This is a genomic window from Gordonia pseudamarae (assembly GCF_025273675.1).
Lineage (GTDB): Bacteria > Actinomycetota > Actinomycetes > Mycobacteriales > Mycobacteriaceae > Gordonia > Gordonia pseudamarae.
This window is the reverse complement of sequence record NZ_CP045809.1, coordinates 2,003,301-2,021,034: the sequence shown is the minus strand read 5'-3', so window position 1 is coordinate 2,021,034 and position 17,734 is coordinate 2,003,301. Positions and strand designations below refer to the sequence as shown.

Below are 17,734 nucleotides of genomic sequence, written 5' to 3'. Positions count from 1 at the left end.
CGTCGTTGTCGATCGTGATCGAGCTCGTGATTGTTGCCGGGGTCAGCCGAGTTCGGGGAACCAGAGCGCGATCTCGCGCTCTGCGGACTCCGGCGAGTCGGAGCCGTGGACCAGATTCTCCTGCGTGACCAGCGCGTAGTCGCCGCGAATCGTACCGGGAACGGCCTTCTCGACCGGGTCGGTGCCACCCGCGATCTGCCGCCAGGCCGCGATCGCCCGCGGTCCCTCGACGACTGCCGCCACCAGCGGACCGGAGGTGATGAACTCGAGCAGCGAACCGAAGAAGGGCTTGCCCTCATGTTCGGCGTAGTGGCCGCGGGCCAGCTCATCGCTGACCTGCTTGAGTTCGAGGGCGCGCAGGGTCAGCCCTTTGCGTTCGATACGTCCGATGATGTCGCCGACCAGGTTGCGGGCCACGCCGTCGGGCTTGATGAGTACGAGAGTCCGTTCAGTCACGTGCACACTGTAACGACTGGTCGCCGCCCTGTGGCAACGAGTGGCCGATCGGCGCGGACCGCCTAGTGGTCGGGCTCGTCGTTCTGTCGCACCCGACTTCGATAGGACGACGGCGTCTCACCGCTGAACTGGGTGAATGCCCTGGTGAACGACCCCTGGCTGTCGAACCCGACGGCTGCGGCCGTCGAGCTCACCGATTGCCCCCGGGTTGCCAGCAGCGTCATCGCCCGTAGCATGCGCGCACTGGTCAGGTACTCGCGCCACGACAGTCCGACCGCGCCGGTGAACATCCGGCGCAGGGTGCGTTCGGACACCGCGACGTGCCGGCTGACCTCCTCGATGGTGATGGTGGCCAGGTGATCGCGGGTGTAGCGCATCGCCGAGGACACCAACGGGTCATCGGAGGTGGGCAACAGCAACGGCGTCTCGGCCGCCAGCGCGTCGACCACAACGTCGGCCAGCGCCAGGAAGAAGCGCTCGGCGCGCGGGTCGGCGGCGCTGTCGGCCAGCGGCCAGCGCAGTGAGTGCAGGAGCATCTCCCGCATCAGCGGTGACACCGCCAGGATGCGGGCACGATCGCGGTGGCCGGCGATCAGCCCGGGGTCGAACAACACCGACAAGGTGGTCACGTCGCCGTTGAGGTGGGTGTCGTGCTCGAGTCCGGCGGGCAGCCAGATCGCTTGCTGCGGGGGCACCAGATAGTGACCCGCGGGTGTTTCGACCTCCACCACACCGCCGATCGCGTACTCGATCTGGTGCACCTCGTGTGCATGCCAGCCGGTGACGAGCGCACCGCCGTCGTAGGCGTAACTGCCCGCGGTGGCCGTGCCTCGGCCCTTCATCGGCACCAGCTGCGTGCGTCTGGCCGAAACTGCTAAATCACTGTCCGATCGCGCAGAAGTGGTCACGGAAATCCACTGTACAAGTGAAACAGGACATATTCACGGCCCAGACTGCCCACGGGCACCGTTTCGAGAAAGGACTTGAGTCCCATGAATGTCGACGACATGATCCTCATCAGCATCGACGACCATGTCGTGGAGCCCCACGACATGTTCGCCCGGCACGTCCCACAGAAGTACATGGACGAGGCCCCCCGGGTGATTTTCGATGAGAAGGGCATCGAGCAGTGGTTCTACCAGGGCAAGGTGACCGGTACCAGCGGCCTGAACGCCGTGGTCACCTGGCCGCCGGAGGAATGGGCTTACGACCCGGCCGGCTATGCGGAGATGCGCCCGGGCGTCTACGACGTAGACGAACGCGTCCGTGACATGAACCGCAACGGCGTGCTCTCCTCGATGTGCTTTCCCACATTCACCGGGTTCTCCGCCCGCCACCTGAACCAGTACAAGGACCCGGTCACCCTCATCATGGTGTCGGCCTACAACGACTGGCACATCGACGAGTGGGCCGGAGCCCACCCCGACCGCTTCATCCCGCTGGCGCTGCTGCCCACCTGGAACGTGGAGGGCATGGTCAAGGAGATCCACCGCGTCGCCAAGAAGGGCGCCCGCGCGGTCACGATGCCGGAGCTGCCGCATCTGGAGAAGCTGCCCAGCTACCACGACCTGGACTACTGGGGTCCGGTCTTCCAGGCCCTCGTCGACAACGACATGGTGATGTGTCTGCACATCGGGTCCGGCTTCGGTGTGCTGCGCCTGGCCAAGGACGCTCCCATCGACAACCTGATGGTGCTCGCCACCCAGATTTCGGTGATCGCGGCCCAAGATCTGTTGTTCGGCCCGGCCATGCGGGCCTTCCCCACGCTCAAGTTCGCGTTCTCCGAGGGCGGCGTCGGCTGGATTCCGTTCTTCCTCGACCGCGCCGACCGGCACTACACCAACCAGAAGTGGCTCAACAACGACTTCGGTGACCGGCTGCCCAGCGAGGTGTTCCGCGACCGGGTGCTCGCCTGCTACGTGACCGACAAGACCGCCATCAAGAACCGGCACGACGTCGGCATGAACAACATCGCGTGGGAGTGCGACTACCCCCATTCGGACTGCTTCTGGCCCGACGCCCCCGAGAAGGTCCTCGCCGAGTTCAACGCGGCCGGTGCCACCGACGCGGAGATCGATCAGATCACCTGGGAGAACTCGGCGAAGTTCTTCAACTGGGATCCGTTCGCGCTGCGCACCAAGGACGAGGCCCGGGTGGGTGCGCTGCGTGCGCAGGCCACCGACGTCGACACCACGGTCCGGCCGCGCGCCGAGTGGAAGCAGATGTACGAGGCCAAGAAGAAGGCCGAAGCGGATCTCGCCATCGCCGCGGCGAAGGGCTGACCGGTCGGCCGAGGCTGACCTCACACCGCTGACGCGCCTGGTCGGGTTCCCGATCAGGCGCGTCAGTGGTTCCGCGCTGCTATTTGTCCTTCCGGGTCGAGATTCTGTCAGTCCGTGAAGTCGGTCAGTCCGTGAAGTCGGTCTGCGTGAAGCGGTCTGCGTGGTTCGCGCGGCGTTGCGTCGGCGCTTGCGCCCGGATCGGACTGCCGAGCGGTGGACTCAGTCGCAGTAGCGGCCGTCGATCGCGAACAGTCCGTAGTCGAAGAGGCTGCCCGGATTACCGTGCGACACCACGATCTGGATGCACCCGCCACGGGTACTCAACGCGCCGTCGAGAGCCCGCCGGAACTGGAGTGCCAGCCCGTCGTTGGCCAACCGATACTGCGCGGGCACCGGCAACGCCGCGATACCGCCGGAGACATTGGCCCGTTTGAGTTGTTTGGTGACCGAATGGGTGGCGATGTAGCTGTATTCGGCATTCGACACCGTGATGGGCGGGCCCGGTTTGAGGATCGCGGTGTAGTCGGGACCTGCCGGGGCGGTGGGTACGTCCGGCCGTTCCACGGTTCGGGGCGCCGTATTGTCCGGCGCCGACTGCGGATCGGTCTTCGCCGACTCCGCGTGCTGGGTGGTCAAGGTTCCCGGTCCGGGACCGGTGGGCACGGCATGGGCGGAGCCGCCACCTGCTGCGATGATGCCGGCGGCGGCCAACACCCCGGCGAGTACTCGGCCACCGAAGGTGGCTGCGGACAGTCGGCTGGATGTGACAGACAAGTTTCCCCCAGACGGTTACAGATGTGTCGGCTACTCGACACCGTCCGCCATTGTCACAGCTTTTACAGAAGATGACGACCGTCACATCATAACGTTCCGGCAACAGGTCTTGCGGCTCGCGAACACGCCCATAGCCAGTGGCGAATCACGCCTCGTCGATCGGCCTCTGCCCGGCCAGCCGACCCTCGTCGATCCGTTGCTGCATGTCGCGTTTGATGTAGGCGATATACACCCAGACGCACAGGAACATCACCCCGATGACCGCGAGCGACCAGTGGAAGATCCCGCCGACGATCACCGCAACCTGCAAACTCAGGTTGAGGGTCATCGCGTACGGTCGGCCCTGCATGCCGCAGGCCAGCACCATCGCGACGGCGATCAGCGCCAGATAGCCACCGGAGATCCAGGACAGTCCGCCGCCGATCTTCCACACCACCGGCACACCGAGCAGCACGACGATCAGTTCGAGGATCAGGGTTCCGGCCATCACACCGCGCAACCCCTTCCACGGATCGTTGGCAGGCGGTGTGAAACGCGGCGCCGGGGTGTGCTCACTCATGACGGCTCCTTACCGAACAGGCTTCGTGCGGCACCCGCTGTGACCACCGATCCGGTGATCACCACCCCGGCTCCCGCGACGGGCTGTCCGTCGGATTCCTCGGCGAGCCCGATCGCGGTCTCGACGGCGTCGGGAAGGAATGGTTCGGCGGTGACCCGGTCCTCCCCGAACACCACTCGCGCGACCTCGGCGAGAGTCTCGGTGTCCAGGGCCCGGGGCGACCCGTTGTTGGTGATCACGACGTGGTCGAGGACCGGTTCGAGGGCCTCGAGCAAACCTTCGGCGTCCTTGTCGCCGAGTACACCGATCACCCCCACCAGTCGGCGGAAGTCGAACTCCTCGGCCAGCGCGTTGGCCAGTGCCGTCGCGCCGTGCGGATTGTGTGCGGCGTCGACGAAAACACTCGGCGCCGACCGTACCCGCTCGAGTCGTCCGGGGCTGGAGACCGCGGCAAACCCGGTACGCACCGCGTCGATATCGAGTTGCCGCTCGGCTCCGGCGCCGAAGAACGCCTCGACGGCGGCGAGTGCCAGTGCGGCGTTGGCGGCCTGGTGTGCTCCGTGCAGCGGCAGGAAGATCTCCTCGTACACCCCGCCCAGCCCCTGCAGCGTGAGCAGCTGACCGCCCACCGCCAGCCGCGCCTCCAGCACCGAGAACTCCGAGTTCTGGCGCGCCACAACCGTTTCCGATTCCACTGCCTGACGCAGCAGTACGTCCATGACGTCCGGTTCCTGCGGTGCGATCACCGCAACCGGGTCCTGGGCGAGCAGGTCGTCGCTTCTGCGGGCGGTGATGATCCCGGCCTTCTCACCCGCGATCGCAGTGAGCGTGTCGCCCAGATAGTCGGCGTGGTCCATCGCGATCGGGGTGATCACCCGCACCTGCGAGTCGACGACGTTGGTGGCGTCCCAGCGTCCGCCCATCCCCGTTTCCACCACTGCCACATCCACCGGCGCCTCGGCGAACGCCGCGTAGGCCATCGCGGTGAGCACCTCGAACTTGCTCATCCGGGGTCCGCCCGCAGCCGTCGACGAGTCGTCGACCATCGTGATGTACGGTTCCAGCTCCCGGTAGGTATCGATGTAGGTGCGCGGTTCGATCGGCTTGCCGTCCACCGAAATCCGTTCGGTGACCAGCTGCAGGTGTGGGCTGGTGATGCGGCCGGTGCGCCGGTGCAGCGCGATCAGCAGTGCGTCGATCATCCGGGTCACCGACGTCTTGCCGTTGGTACCGGCGATGTGAATCGACGGATAGGTCAACTGCGGCGAGCCCAGCAGATCCATCAGGGTGGAGATGCGGGTCAGCGACGGCTCGATCCTGGTCTCGGGCCAGCGGGTGTCCAGGTCGGCCTCCACCTCCGCCAACTCGGCCAGGTCGGAGGTGGTGTCGGTGGTGAACGCCGACGGATCGTCGGGCCCCTCGTCGTCGAGCGGGTGCACCGGTCCCCCGACCCCCGGCCGGTCGCCATCGTGCCCGGTGTCCTCATCGTCCCCGAACGCCCGATCGTCCCCGGACGCCTCATCGTCCTCGAAGGCCAGGTGTGCCAGGTCGATCTCGTCGGCCTCCGGTGCACCCGGATCGCGCGGCTCCCCGGCGCCGGGACCACCCGAGCGCCCGGCGCGGTCACCGCTCACCCGCCGAGCCCTTCCAGCTTGGCCGTCAGCCGGGCCACCTCGTCGGTGGCCACCTTGTTGCGTTCGGTGATCTTGGCGCGCACCGCCTCCGGAGCCTTCGACAGGAACTGCTCGTTGCCGAGCTTGGCCGCTGTCTGCGCCAATTCCTTCTCCGCCGCCGCGAGATCCTTGGCGATACGCTTGCGCTCGGCCTCCACATCGACGGTGCCGGAGGTGTCGATACGCACGGTGACCGTCGCCGCCGACAGCCGTACCTCAACGGTCGCGGTGGCCGCGAACGTGTCGTCGGCCCGGTTGAGCCGGGCCAGTGAATCAACGTAAGGCCGCAGCGCGTCGATGCCCGCCGCGTCGAGTCCGTCGAGTTCTGCGGCCACCCGCTGTCCGGGCTTGAGTCCCTGGTCGCTGCGGAACCGGCGGATCTCGGTGATCAGCGCCTGCAGATCACCCACGTGCCGTGCCGCGTCGGCGTCGACCTCGGCGCCGGTCCCGGCCGGCCACCGCGCGATCACCAGCGACTGCCCCTCGGTCAGCGACTTCCACAGCACCTCGGTCACGAACGGCATCACCGGCGACAGCGTGCGCAGCAGCGTGTCGAGAACCGTCCCGAGAACCAGTGACGTTGCCCGCGAGCGGGTTTCGTCATTCTCGGCGAACTGGACCTTGGCCAGTTCCAGATACCAGTCGCAGAACTCGTCCCAGGCGAAGTGGTACAGCGCCTCGCACGCCTTGGAGAACTCGTACGCCTCGAACCCGGCATCGGCCTCGGCGACCACCTGGTCGAGGCGGTCGAGGATCCAGCGATCGGCCTCGGTCAGCGACTCCCGCGCGGGCAGCTCGCCCACCTGGGCGCCGTTCATGAGCGCGAACTTGGTGGCGTTGTACAACTTGGTGGCGAAGTTCCGCGACGACGACGCGTGGTCCTCGCCGACGGAGATGTCGGCCCCCGGGTTGGCCCCACGTGCCAGGGTGAAACGCAGCGCATCGGCGCCGAAGCGCTCCACCCAGTCGAGCGGGTCGATGCCGTTGCCCTTGGATTTGGACATCTTGCGGCCGTGCTCGTCGCGCACCAGGCCGTGCAGGAACAGGTTGCTGAACGGCACCGTCTTGCCGGCGCCCAGGTCCTTGCCGACGTAGGTGCCGAACATCATCATCCGCGCCACCCAGAAGAACAGGATGTCGTAGCCGGTAACCAGAACCGAAGTGGGATAGAACTTTTCCAGGTCGGCGGTGTTGTCGGGCCAGCCGAGGGTGGAGAACGGCCACAGACCCGACGAGAACCAGGTGTCCAGGACATCGGTTTCCTGCGTGTAGCCCTCAGGTGCCTGTTCGTCGGGTCCGACGCAGATCACCTCGCCGTCGGGGCCGTACCAGATCGGGATGCGGTGGCCCCACCACAGCTGGCGGGAGATGCACCAATCGTGCATGTCGTCGACCCAGCCGAACCAGCGCAGCTCCATCGACTTCGGATAGATGACGGTCTCGCCCTCGCGCACCGCGTCACCGGCGGCCTCGGCGAGCGAGGCGACCTTGACCCACCACTGCATCGACAGGCGCGGCTCGATCGGTTCACCGGTACGTTCGGAATGGCCGACGCTGTGCAGGTACGGGCGCACCTCCTTGACGATGCGGCCCTGCTCGGCGAGCGCCTGGCGCACCTTGACCCGCGCCTCGAAACGATCCATCCCGTCGAATTGCGTTCCGGTGCCGTCGATCCTGGCGGTGGCATCCATGATGGTGGGCATCGGCAGATTGTGCCGCTGGCCGAGCGCGAAGTCGTTGGGGTCGTGCGCGGGGGTGATCTTGACCGCGCCGGAACCGAACTCGGGATCCACATAGTCGTCGGCGACGACCGGGATAGTGCGGTCCAGGAACGGGTGCGGCAATTCGGTGCCCACCAGATGTGCGTACCGCTCGTCGTCGGGGTGCACCGCGATCGCGGTGTCGCCGAGCATCGTCTCCAGCCGGGTGGTGGCCACCACGATGTGCGGCTGTGTGTCGTCGAGGGAGCCGTAGCGGAAGCTGACGAGTTCGCCTTCGACGTCGGCGTAGGACACCTCGATGTCGCTGATCGCGGTCTGCAGGACCGGCGACCAGTTCACCAGACGCTCGGCCTGATAGATCAGACCGTCGTCGAACATCTTCTTGAACACGGTGTGCACCGCGCGCGAGAGACCTTCGTCCATCGTGAAACGTTCGCGGGTCCAGTCGACGCCATCACCGAGGCGGCGCATCTGTTCGCCGATGTTTCCGGAGATCTCGGCCTTCTCCTGCCACACCCGTTCGATGAACGCTTCCCGGCCCAGATCATCGCGGGTCTTGCCCTCGGTGGCCAGTTTGCGCTCGACCATCGTCTGCATCGCGATGGCCGCGTGGTCCATACCCGGCAGCCACAGCACCTCGTAGCCCTGCATCCGTTTGCGCCGGCACAGCGCATCCATCAGCACGTGCTCATAGGCGTGGCCCATGTGCAGCGAACCGTTCACATTGGGCGGCGGGATGACGATCGTGAACGGCGGCTTGTCACTCGAGGGGTCGGCGGTGAAGTACCCGGCGTCCACCCAGCCCTGGTAGAGCCCTGCCTCATGTTCTGCGGGGTCCCAGGACTTTGGCAGTGCGGACGCGTCGGCACCCTGTGCTTCACGATTGCTCACCCCACAATCTTAGGGAACGCGCGCACCGGTCAGAGCGTGGGGCGTGACGCGCCCGACCTGCGCGTGCCGATCCGCATGACGGGTTCATCGATGCGGGTGTGCACCGGCCCCCACTTCCGGGACAGGCGGCACACCCGGACCTTGTGATCAGGACACGCGCAGGTCGTGCAGATCCTCGGGAGCGTTCACATTGGTGAGCCATTCGGGTTCGGACACCGGGACCCGCCGGGTCTCCAGCGCGTCGAGCACCGCGAGCATCCGCCGCTCGCCCCCCGCCACCAGATCGGCCACCACCGGCGCCGACGACGTGCGGTAGATGGCGGCCATCGGATGGTCGCGCCGCGCATCGTGGGCGATCACCGCCTGCGTCGACGGCGTGGCGCCTCGGGCGAGTTCGTCGATCAGGCCCGGGCCGATCAGCGGCATGTCGGTGGCGCACACGAATCCCAGCCCGAAACCGTCGGCGGCGGCCGCCGCCAGACCCGCGGCCAGCCCGCCGAGCGGGCCGGTGCCCGGTTCCTCGTCGGTCACCCATACCGCCTCCGGCCCACCGGTCCCGTGCAGCAGCCGGTACGCCGACGACTCCTGCGCGGCCACCACGTACACCCGGTCGCACCGCTCGGCGACGGTGCGCACGATGCGCGCCAGCATCGGTTCGGCGGTGTCGTCCGGCCACTGCAGCGACGCCTTGTCGGTCCCCATCCGCCGGGATCTGCCGCCGGCCAGGACCAGTCCGGCGATCGGCGCGGTGGTGGTGCTCTCTGGCAGGTCCACTAGGTCCCCGCGGGTGTTCTCACTGTCGGTCATGTGTCCAGTGTGTGCTATCTCGACCCGGTGAGGGCGGGATCACAGTTTCTGGCGCACAATAAATGTCATGCGCCATAGTGACGACCAGAATCCGCACACCCGACAGGTCGACGAGCCGACCGCCGTCCGGATCGGGCACGTCAAGGACCACGCCGCCGGGGTGCCCGCGGTCGCCGTGGCCCTCAAACGCGGCGTCGAGCAGATGGGCGTGGCGCGCACCGTCCGCACCTTCTTCAAGCTGAACCAGCGCAACGGATTCGACTGCCCCGGCTGTGCCTGGCCGGAAACCCCCGGCCACCGCAAGCACGCCGAGTTCTGCGAGAACGGCGCCAAGGCGGTCGCCGAGGAGGCCACCACCCGCCGCGTCACCCCGGAGTTCTTCGCCGAGCACTCCGTGTCCGATCTGGCCGGCCGCTCGGGATACTGGCTTTCGCAGCAGGGCCGGCTCACCCACCCGATGTATCTGGCCCCGGGCGACACTCACTACCGCCCGGTCGGCTGGGACGAGGCCAACGCCCTCATCGCCGCCGAACTGTCGCAGATGACCTCCCCCGACGAGGCGGTCTTCTACACCTCCGGCCGTACCAGCAACGAGGCCGCATTCGTCTACCAGCTGTTCGCCCGCAGCCTGGGCACCAACAACATGCCGGACTGCTCCAACATGTGCCATGAGTCGTCGGGCACCGCGCTGGGCAACGCCATCGGCATCGGCAAGGGTTCGGTGACGGTTCCGGATCTGGAGATCGCGGACCTGATCATCGTCGCGGGTCAGAACCCCGGCACCAACCATCCGCGGATGCTCGCCACGCTGGAGAAGGCCAAGCGGGGCGGGGCCCGGATCGTCGCGATCAATCCGCTGCCCGAGGCCGGACTCATGCGCTTCAAGGACCCGCAGCAGGTCGGCGGCGTGATCGGGAAAGGCACCTCCCTCACCGATGACTTCCTGCAGATCCGGCTCGGCGGCGACATGGCATTGTTCCGCGGTATCGCACGCCTGATGCTCGATGCCGAGCGCGCCGCCCCCGGCACCGTCTTCGACAGGCAATTCCTCGACGAGCACTGCGGCGGCGTCGACGATTACCTCGCCCTGCTCGACGATCTGGACTTCGACGACGTGCTGTCGGCCACCGGCCTGACCTTCGCGCAGATCGAAGATCTCGCCGGGGCGTTGATGGCGTCCAAGCGGACCGTGCTGTGCTGGGCGATGGGCTGGACCCAGCACCGGCATTCGGTGGCCACGATCGGAGAGGGCACCAACGTCCTGCTGCTGCGCGGCATGATCGGCAAACCCGGCGCCGGACTGTGTCCGGTGCGCGGACACTCCAACGTCCAGGGCGACCGGACGATGGGCATTTTCGAGAAGATGCCCGAATCGTTCCTCGGGGCGCTCGACAAGGAATTCGGAATCAACAGCCCCCGCGAGCACGGATACGACACCGTCCAGGCGATCCGGGCGATGGGTCGGGGCCAGGTGCGGGTGTTCATCGCGATGGGCGGCAACTTCGTGTCGGCGGCGCCCGATACCGAGCTGACCGCCGATGCCCTGCGCAGATGCGCCCTCACCGTGCACATCTCCACCAAACTCAACGAGTCACACACCGTCACCGGCCGGGCCGCGCTGATCCTGCCCACCCTCGGCCGCACCGACCGCGACATGACCGGCGGCACGAAGCAACTGGTCTCGGTCGAGGATTCGATGTCGGTGGTGCATCTCTCACGCGGCTCGCTACCGCCGGCCTCCCCCGAATTGCACAGCGAGGTGGCGATCGTCGCGGATCTGGCCGTCGCCGTGTTCGGCGACGATCATCCGGTGGACTGGGCGCAGATGCGCGATGACTACGACGTGATCCGCGAACGCATCTCACGCGTCATCCCCGGATTCGAGGACTTCAATACCCGCGTACGCCGTAGCGACGGATTCGTGCTGCCGCATCCCCCGCGCGACAATCGGACCTTCGCCACGACCACCGGCCTGGCCAACTTCACGGTCGAACCCCTGGACTGGGTGCGCATCCCCGAGGGCCGACTGATCCTGCAGACGCTGCGCAGCCATGACCAGTACAACACCACGATCTACGGCCACGACGACCGCTACCGCGGCATCAAGGGCAACCGGCGGGTGGTGATGGTCAACCAGGACGACATCGCCGCTTTCGGGCTGCGCACCGGCCAGCACGTCGACATCATCTCCGAGTTCACCGGCCCCGACGGGCCCGAGGAACGGCGCGTCGACGACTTCGAGATCGTCGCCTACGACACCCCGCGAGGCAACGTGGCAGCCTACTACCCCGAAACCAACCCCCTTGTGCCCCTTGGCTCCGTCGCCAAGAAATCCAACACCCCGGTATCCAAGGCGGTAGTGGTCCGGCTGGTCCCGGCGACATAAACACGACCCGTTCCCGAGAGCACATGTCTACGCCTCGGCGCAGTTATCCGGGCAGGCATCAGACCTCAAAGAGACGGCAGCCGACGCCGCGGAGAAGATGACCGCGAAGAAGCCCGACCCCTACGAAGAAGCAATCGCAGAGTACAATTCCATCTTCACCGAGATGAACGACAAGGGTCTATCTTTGCTACGTCAGATGTCGAGTGCGTCGATGTCGATGCGCAGCGCACACGGGCGGCTCGTCTCGAACATACCGGAGTGCTCGCTGCCGACGTATCCGTCGGAAGTGAGTTCGAGTGCGGTCATGATGCGTCGTTCACGGTCGATGATCCAGTAGTGCCCAATACCGGCGTCGGCATACTCACTACGTTTGGTGATCTGATCGGTGCGCCGGGACCCCGGTGACATCACTTCTACGGCGAGCAGAACCTGGGATGCGTCGACGGTTGTGTCGGGTGTCGTCGGGCAGATGATCACATCCGGAATCCGAACGGTCGGCGGCGGTGAGGCATCAACGATCACCTCGACCTCGGGAAGCGCCTCGACACTGTCCGGAAGCTGCGCGGCGAGCTGCGTGATAAGTCGGGCGATCACCCGGGCATGCGGTTTCAGCGGCCGCGGTGACACGACGAGTACACCCTCCTGGAGTTCGGACCGTGTTTCGGTGTCCTCATCGAGTGCCCGCCACTCGTCCAGTGAGAGTAGCCGGGCGCCGTGGTGCGCTGCGGTCATGGCGGCAATTGTATTGGACAGAACCAGGTGAGGCGCCACACTCCACCCCCACACCCATACCTGTGCGGGCGTAGAAGGACTTCGTCCCGCCCACCCCAATGGGGTGAGCGGGACGAAGTCGGTGTGAGGCGAACTGTCTAGGCGGTCTTGTCCTGACGTTCGTCGGGGCTGTCCTTACGCGGGACGATTGTCGGAAGAACGTTGTCGCGCACCGTTTCTCCGGTCACCACAACCTTCTCGACGTCGTCCCGGCTCGGGATGTCGTACATGACCGGAAGCAGGACCTCTTCCATGATGGCGCGCAGGCCACGGGCACCGGTGCCACGATGGATCGCCTGATCGGCGACCGCCTCCAGGGCGTCCTTGGTGAACTCGAGTGCGACGTTGTCCATCTCGAACAGCTTGGTGTACTGCTTGACCAGGGCGTTCTTGGGCTCGGACAGGATGGTGACGAGCGAATCCTTGTCGAGGTTGGTCACCGAGGCGACGATCGGCAAGCGGCCGATGAACTCGGGGATCAGACCGAATTTGATCAGATCTTCGGGCAGCACCTCCGCGAAGTGATCGGTGGTGTCGATGTCGTCCTTGCTGGTGACCTCGTTGCCGAAACCGATGCCCCGCTTGCCGATTCGCTCGGACACCACCTTCTCCAGCCCCGCGAACGCACCCGCGACGATGAACAGCACGTTGGTGGTGTCGATCTGGATGAACTCCTGGTGCGGGTGCTTGCGGCCACCCTGCGGCGGCACCGATGCCTGCGTACCCTCCAGGATCTTGAGCAGCGCCTGCTGCACACCCTCACCCGATACATCTCGGGTGATCGACGGGTTCTCGCTCTTGCGGGCGATCTTGTCGACCTCGTCGATGTAGATGATTCCGGTCTCGGCACGCTTGACGTCGTAGTCGGCCGCCTGGATGAGTTTGAGCAGGATGTTCTCGACGTCCTCACCCACGTACCCGGCTTCGGTCAGCGCGGTGGCGTCGGCGATCGCGAACGGCACGTTCAACATCTTGGCCAGGGTCTGCGCCAGATACGTCTTGCCGCAGCCGGTGGGCCCGAGCATCAGGATGTTGGACTTGGCGATCTCCACCGTCTCACCGCCACGGGCGTCCTTCTTCTCACCCGCCTGAATGCGCTTGTAATGGTTGTAGACCGCAACCGCGAGCGTCCGTTTCGCCGTGTCCTGGCCGATGACGTAATTCTCCAGGAAGTCACGGATCTCGGCAGGCTTGGGTAGCTCGTCGAGTTTGACGTCACCGTTCTCGGCGAGCTCCTCTTCGATGATCTCGTTGCACAGATCGATGCACTCATCGCAGATGTAGACCCCGGGTCCGGCGATCAGCTTCTTGACCTGCTTCTGACTCTTTCCACAGAAAGAGCACTTGAGCAGATCTCCACCGTCTCCGATTCGCGCCATCTCGTGCTCTACCTACTTCCTGTCGGGTCGGTACCCCGACGGTACCCGTGAACTGCCCGGACTTCGACCGTAACCGGCAAATGTCGCGGGCATTCCTGCTCTGAACTGTGCTGTCCGGCCCTACGACGCCGGGGTCTTGAGCGACTTTTTGCGGTACTCGAACACCTCGTCGATGATCCCGTACTCCTTGGCCTGCGCGGCGGTCAGGATGTTGTCGCGATCGGTGTCACGGCGGATCTTGTCGGCGGGCTGGCCGGTGTGCCCGGCGAGAATCTCGTCGAGACGTTTGCGGATGCGCTCGATCTCCGCTGCCTGGATCTCCAGATCCGACACCTGGCCCTGGAAGGCGCCGCCGGTACGCGGCTGGTGGATCAGGATGGTGGCATTCGGCAGCGCGGCACGCTTGCCCGCGGTACCGCCGGCCAGCAGGATCGCCGCGGCCGACGCCGCCTCACCGAGGCACACCGTGACGATGTCGCAGTGCACGTACTGCATGGTGTCGTAGATGGCGAGCATGTCGGGCACGCTGCCGCCGGGCGAGTTGATGTACATCGTGATGTCGCGGTCGGGGTCCTGGGACTCCAGCACGAGCAGCTGCGCCATGACGTCGTTGGCGACGGTCTGGTCGATGGGCGTGCCCACGAATACGATCCGCTCCTCGAAGAGTTTGGCGTACGGGTCGTACTGGCGCTGACCGTTGGGGGTGTGCTCGATGAACTGCGGCAGGATGTAGCGGGCCTGGATGCCGCGAACGAAGTCGGCGGACGCCGGGATGCCGGCTGCCACCTCGGGCGGGTACGTGTTGGTCATCTTCTGCTCCATTGATGGACGGCCGATGGGTGATGGGTGCCGATGGGTGTGGGAGGGTTCGGGTGTCTGCCGCGCTCACGCACGTTCGATGACGTGGTCGACAATGCCGTATTCCTTGGCCTCGGCCGCGGTGAACCACTTGTCACGATCGGCGTCCGCCTCGATCTTCTCCAGCGGCTGTCCGGTGAACTCGGAGTTGAGCCGGTTCATCTCCCGCTTGGTGGCCGCGAACTGCTCGGCCTGAATGGCGATATCGGCCGCGGTTCCGCCGATGCCCGCCGACGGCTGGTGCATCATGATCCGCGCGTGCGGTAGCGCGTGCCGCTTGCCCTTGGCGCCCGCCGCGAGCAGGAACTGCCCCATCGAGGCGGCCATGCCCATCGCGTAGGTGGCCACATCGCACTTGGCCAGCTGCATGGTGTCGAAGATAGCCATACCCGCGGTCACCGATCCGCCCGGCGAATTGATGTAGAGGTTGATATCGCGCGTGGGATCCTCTGCGGCGAGCAGCAGGATCTGTGCGCACAGCCGGTTGGCGATGTCGTCGTCGACCTGAGTGCCGAGGAAGATGATGCGCTCGCGCAGAAGTCGCTCGAAGACCGAATCGGTCAGGTTCAGCCCGGCCACGCCCGAACTCATGTGCGCGCCGCGCGTCATGCCGGGTGTGTGGATGGTCGGCTCACTCACAGTTCCTACCTTTACCTGTCGTGATGTGACTGTCATGCATGGTGTTTCCCCAACGACACTAGCCAATCGGACGGCCGTGTCAGCGCCGCGCGGGCGCTATATCGCTGAGAGCAGAACAGCCGGTGCCGGGGAAGCCCCGGCACCGGCTGTTGCGTGTAGGTTCGCGACGCGGTCTCACTCCGTTCGCTCGGAGCCGATCAGCTCTCGTCGTCGACGCCGTCGGTGTCGGTGTCGTCGGAGCCGAAGAACTCGGCGGTGTCCACGGCCGCGCCGGTGGTGTCGGTGACGGTGATGTCGCCGACGATCGAGGCGAGTGCCTTGCCGCGGCGCACATCGGCGTACACCGCGCCGACCTGGTTGGCCTGGGTGAGCTGCTGGATGAAGTCCTGCGGGGCAAGACCGTAGCGCTGCGCCTGGAACAGAATCTGCTGAGTCAGCTCGTCCTGGCTGACCTCGGTCTCCTGCTGATCGGCGATGGCGTCGAGCAGCAGCTGGGTGCGCACCGACTTCTCGGCCGTCTCGCGGGCCTCGGCGTCCCACTCCTCACGGGTGGTGCCCTGCGCCTCGAGGAACCGGGCGAGCTGGGCGTCGTCGTGTCCGAGAGCGTGGATCACCTGGTGCTGCTGACCCTCGACCTCGTCCTCGACAACCTTCTCCGGCAGCGGGATCTCCACGGTCTCCAGCAGCAGCTCCAGGGCCTTGTCGCGGACCTGAGTGGCCTGCTCGGCCTTCTTCGAGTTCTCGACCCGCTCACGCAGGCTGGTGCGCAGCTCGTCGACGGTGTCGAACTCGCTGGCCAGCTGCGCGAAGTCGTCGTCGAGTTCGGGCAGTTCGCGGGTTTTGACCGAGTTGACGGTGACGGTGATGTCGGCGTCGTCACCGGCATGGTCGCCGGCGACCAGCGTGCTGGTGAACACCTTCGATTCGCCGGCCTTGAGCCCGGTGACCGCCTCATCAAGGCCGTCGATGAGCTCACCCGAGCCGACCTCGTGCGACAGACCCTCGGTCGACGCCTCGTCGACGGCCTCACCGTCGATGGTGGCCGACAGGTCGATGGAGATGAAGTCGCCCTCCTCGACGCCGCGGTCGACGCCGACCAGGGTGCCGAACCGCTCCCGCAGCGACTGCAGTTGCTCGTCGACGTCAGAGTCGGCGACCTCGATCGGATCGACCTCGACGGCCAGCCCGGAGTAGTCCGGCAGCTCGATCTCGGGCCGGATGTCGACCTCGGCGGTGAAGGTGATGGTCTCGCCGTACACGAGTTCGGCCAGATCGATCTCGGGCTGGCCGATGGCTTTGGTCTCGGTCTCGGCAACGGCCTCGGAGTACTTGGCGGGCAGCGCGTCGTTGACCACCTGGGCCAGGATCGAGTCGCGGCCGACGCGGGCCTCGATCAGCTTCGCCGGGGCCTTGCCGGGACGGAAGCCCGGGATACGGATCTGGGAGGCCAAGGTGCGGTAGGTCTGGTCGAACTCTGCGGACAGCTCGTCGAACGGAACCTCGACGTTGAGCTTCACACGGGTTGGGCTCAACTGCTCGACGGTGCTCTTCACTCGGGTGCTCCTTGGTCTGCGCCGGACATCTTCCGTGCGTCTTGATTGAGTGGGTCGTTTGTCTTGACGTAATGCCAGGTGTTGCAGAGTCGGGATGACAGGATTTGAACCTGCGACCCTCCGCTCCCAAAGCGGATGCGCTACCAAGCTGCGCCACATCCCGGTCGTGCCCCGCTCACCCGTGTCGACCTGGTCGAACACCGGCACCATGCAGAGCCAACCGCATATAGTACGTGGCCCGCGCGGACCCCTGTACACCGCCTCACCCTCAACCCGGTGGACACCGGCGGGCCAGGGCCCGATTTCAGGTTTTCCGGGCGCACCCGGTACAGTCGGCTGCGCACCGACGGCAGGCGATCTTCACCGAAGGCCCCCGCCCGTGGCGCACGCGGGTGTAGCTCAATGGTAGAGCCCTAGTCTTCCAAACTAGCTACGCGGGTTCGATTCCCGTCACCCGCTCCACCATCACGAAGGCCCCGACCCACACCGGTCCGGGGCCTTCGTGTCGGCATGGTCCGACGAGCGCCACGCGATATGACCTAGAACACATTCGGCGTACGCTGAGATCATGTCCACCACACACACCAAAACCCAACGCCGCTGCCCCACCTGCGGCGAACTCCTCCTCCTCCGGCACGACATGAATCGCAGCGAGGCCGGACAGGACCGCACCGACATCATGCTGGTCTGCCGCAACGAGGCCTGCGCCCAGCCCGCCCGGCACCTGAGCACGCGGCGCCAGCCCGCCTGAGTCTCACCCGCACGCGACGATCCGAGGACCGCCCGGCCCCCGGACGGGGGACAACTATGGCATGGTGAACATCCAGACGCGGTCACCGGTCGTTGTACGCGATACTGTATTCGCCTAGGCCACGCCGGCATCACGAGACTTCGGAAAAGGCGCGAATCGAATCGCCTGTGATGAGGATCACTTTGTGATCCAATGCCCGCCCACCACGACTTTTTCGGTCGGCGAAGTGCGTTA

The 17,734-nt window shown here is 66.0% G+C and carries 15 protein-coding genes and 2 tRNA genes; 4 read left to right on the top strand and 13 right to left on the bottom strand.

From position 1 onward, the window contains the following. Positions 1 to 42: 42 nt before the first annotated feature. Positions 43 to 456, bottom strand: a complete 414-nt coding sequence (gene ndk / locus GII31_RS08900; protein WP_213248686.1) for a nucleoside-diphosphate kinase — start codon at positions 454 to 456, stop codon at positions 43 to 45. A 62-nt stretch (positions 457 to 518) separates the two neighbouring features. Continuing rightward, the gene (locus tag GII31_RS08895; RefSeq protein WP_407649932.1) at positions 519 to 1,364 is read right to left on the bottom strand and encodes an AraC family transcriptional regulator; all 846 of its coding nucleotides are present in this window, start codon (positions 1,362 to 1,364) and stop codon (positions 519 to 521) included. A gap of 84 nt (positions 1,365 to 1,448) precedes the next feature. Here GII31_RS08895 and GII31_RS08890 point away from each other — a divergent pair, with 84 nt between their 5' ends. Beyond that, a complete protein-coding gene (locus tag GII31_RS08890) occupies positions 1,449 to 2,738 on the top strand; it encodes an amidohydrolase family protein (RefSeq protein WP_213248682.1) in 1,290 nt (429 codons plus the stop codon). 219 nt (positions 2,739 to 2,957) lie between these two features. Here GII31_RS08890 and GII31_RS08885 read toward each other — a convergent pair whose 3' ends face one another. From GII31_RS08885 to mobA, 5 genes are all read right to left on the bottom strand, one after another. Further along, positions 2,958 to 3,512: a hypothetical protein gene (locus GII31_RS08885; protein ID WP_213248680.1), complete on the bottom strand. Its 555-nt coding sequence runs from the start codon at positions 3,510 to 3,512 to the stop codon at positions 2,958 to 2,960. 145 nt (positions 3,513 to 3,657) lie between these two features. Then, positions 3,658 to 4,071: a DUF4233 domain-containing protein gene (locus GII31_RS08880; RefSeq protein WP_213248678.1), complete on the bottom strand. Its 414-nt coding sequence runs from the start codon at positions 4,069 to 4,071 to the stop codon at positions 3,658 to 3,660. Further along, a complete protein-coding gene (gene folC, locus GII31_RS08875; protein WP_407649973.1) occupies positions 4,068 to 5,510 on the bottom strand; it encodes a bifunctional tetrahydrofolate synthase/dihydrofolate synthase in 1,443 nt (480 codons plus the stop codon). Before folC ends, GII31_RS08880 begins: the two co-directional genes overlap by 4 nt. A gap of 191 nt (positions 5,511 to 5,701) precedes the next feature. Then, entirely contained in the window at positions 5,702 to 8,356 is a 2,655-nt protein-coding gene (locus tag GII31_RS08870; protein ID WP_213248674.1) for a valine--tRNA ligase, read from the bottom strand. 147 nt (positions 8,357 to 8,503) lie between these two features. Then, on the bottom strand, positions 8,504 to 9,163 hold the full coding sequence (gene mobA, locus GII31_RS08865; RefSeq protein ID WP_260840387.1) for a molybdenum cofactor guanylyltransferase: 660 nt from the start codon (positions 9,161 to 9,163) through the stop codon (positions 8,504 to 8,506). Between the two features lie 67 nt (positions 9,164 to 9,230). On the opposite strand from mobA, the gene GII31_RS08860 reads away from it, so the two are divergent. Continuing rightward, positions 9,231 to 11,549: an FdhF/YdeP family oxidoreductase gene (locus GII31_RS08860; protein ID WP_213248670.1), complete on the top strand. Its 2,319-nt coding sequence runs from the start codon at positions 9,231 to 9,233 to the stop codon at positions 11,547 to 11,549. A 192-nt stretch (positions 11,550 to 11,741) separates the two neighbouring features. On the opposite strand, the gene GII31_RS08855 is transcribed toward GII31_RS08860, so the two are convergent. The 6 genes from GII31_RS08855 to GII31_RS08830 all read right to left on the bottom strand — a co-directional run bounded on the left by GII31_RS08855 (position 11,742) and on the right by GII31_RS08830 (position 16,912). Then, entirely contained in the window at positions 11,742 to 12,281 is a 540-nt protein-coding gene (locus tag GII31_RS08855) for a Uma2 family endonuclease (RefSeq protein ID WP_213248668.1), read from the bottom strand. Positions 12,282 to 12,418: 137 nt separating this feature from the next. Next, positions 12,419 to 13,699, bottom strand: coding sequence for an ATP-dependent Clp protease ATP-binding subunit ClpX (gene clpX / locus GII31_RS08850; protein ID WP_213248666.1), 1,281 nt, complete (start codon positions 13,697 to 13,699; stop codon positions 12,419 to 12,421). Positions 13,700 to 13,819: 120 nt separating this feature from the next. Continuing rightward, positions 13,820 to 14,509, bottom strand: a complete 690-nt coding sequence (locus GII31_RS08845; RefSeq protein WP_246222177.1) for an ATP-dependent Clp protease proteolytic subunit — start codon at positions 14,507 to 14,509, stop codon at positions 13,820 to 13,822. 75 nt (positions 14,510 to 14,584) lie between these two features. Beyond that, positions 14,585 to 15,196, bottom strand: coding sequence for an ATP-dependent Clp protease proteolytic subunit (locus GII31_RS08840; RefSeq protein WP_287383845.1), 612 nt, complete (start codon positions 15,194 to 15,196; stop codon positions 14,585 to 14,587). Between the two features lie 197 nt (positions 15,197 to 15,393). Then, positions 15,394 to 16,749 (bottom strand): trigger factor, encoded by a 1,356-nt coding sequence (gene tig, locus GII31_RS08835; RefSeq protein WP_213248664.1) that lies wholly within the window; start codon positions 16,747 to 16,749, stop codon positions 15,394 to 15,396. 89 nt (positions 16,750 to 16,838) lie between these two features. Further along, positions 16,839 to 16,912: transfer RNA gene (locus GII31_RS08830), tRNA-Pro, on the bottom strand. Positions 16,913 to 17,137: 225 nt separating this feature from the next. Between GII31_RS08830 and GII31_RS08825 the strand changes: the two genes are divergently transcribed. Beyond that, positions 17,138 to 17,211, top strand: a tRNA-Gly gene (locus tag GII31_RS08825). Positions 17,212 to 17,317: 106 nt separating this feature from the next. Then, positions 17,318 to 17,500 carry a hypothetical protein gene (locus GII31_RS08820; protein ID WP_213248662.1) on the top strand — a complete coding sequence of 61 codons (183 nt, stop codon included), beginning with the start codon at positions 17,318 to 17,320 and terminating at the stop codon, positions 17,498 to 17,500. The last annotated feature ends 234 nt before the right edge of the window (positions 17,501 to 17,734 follow it).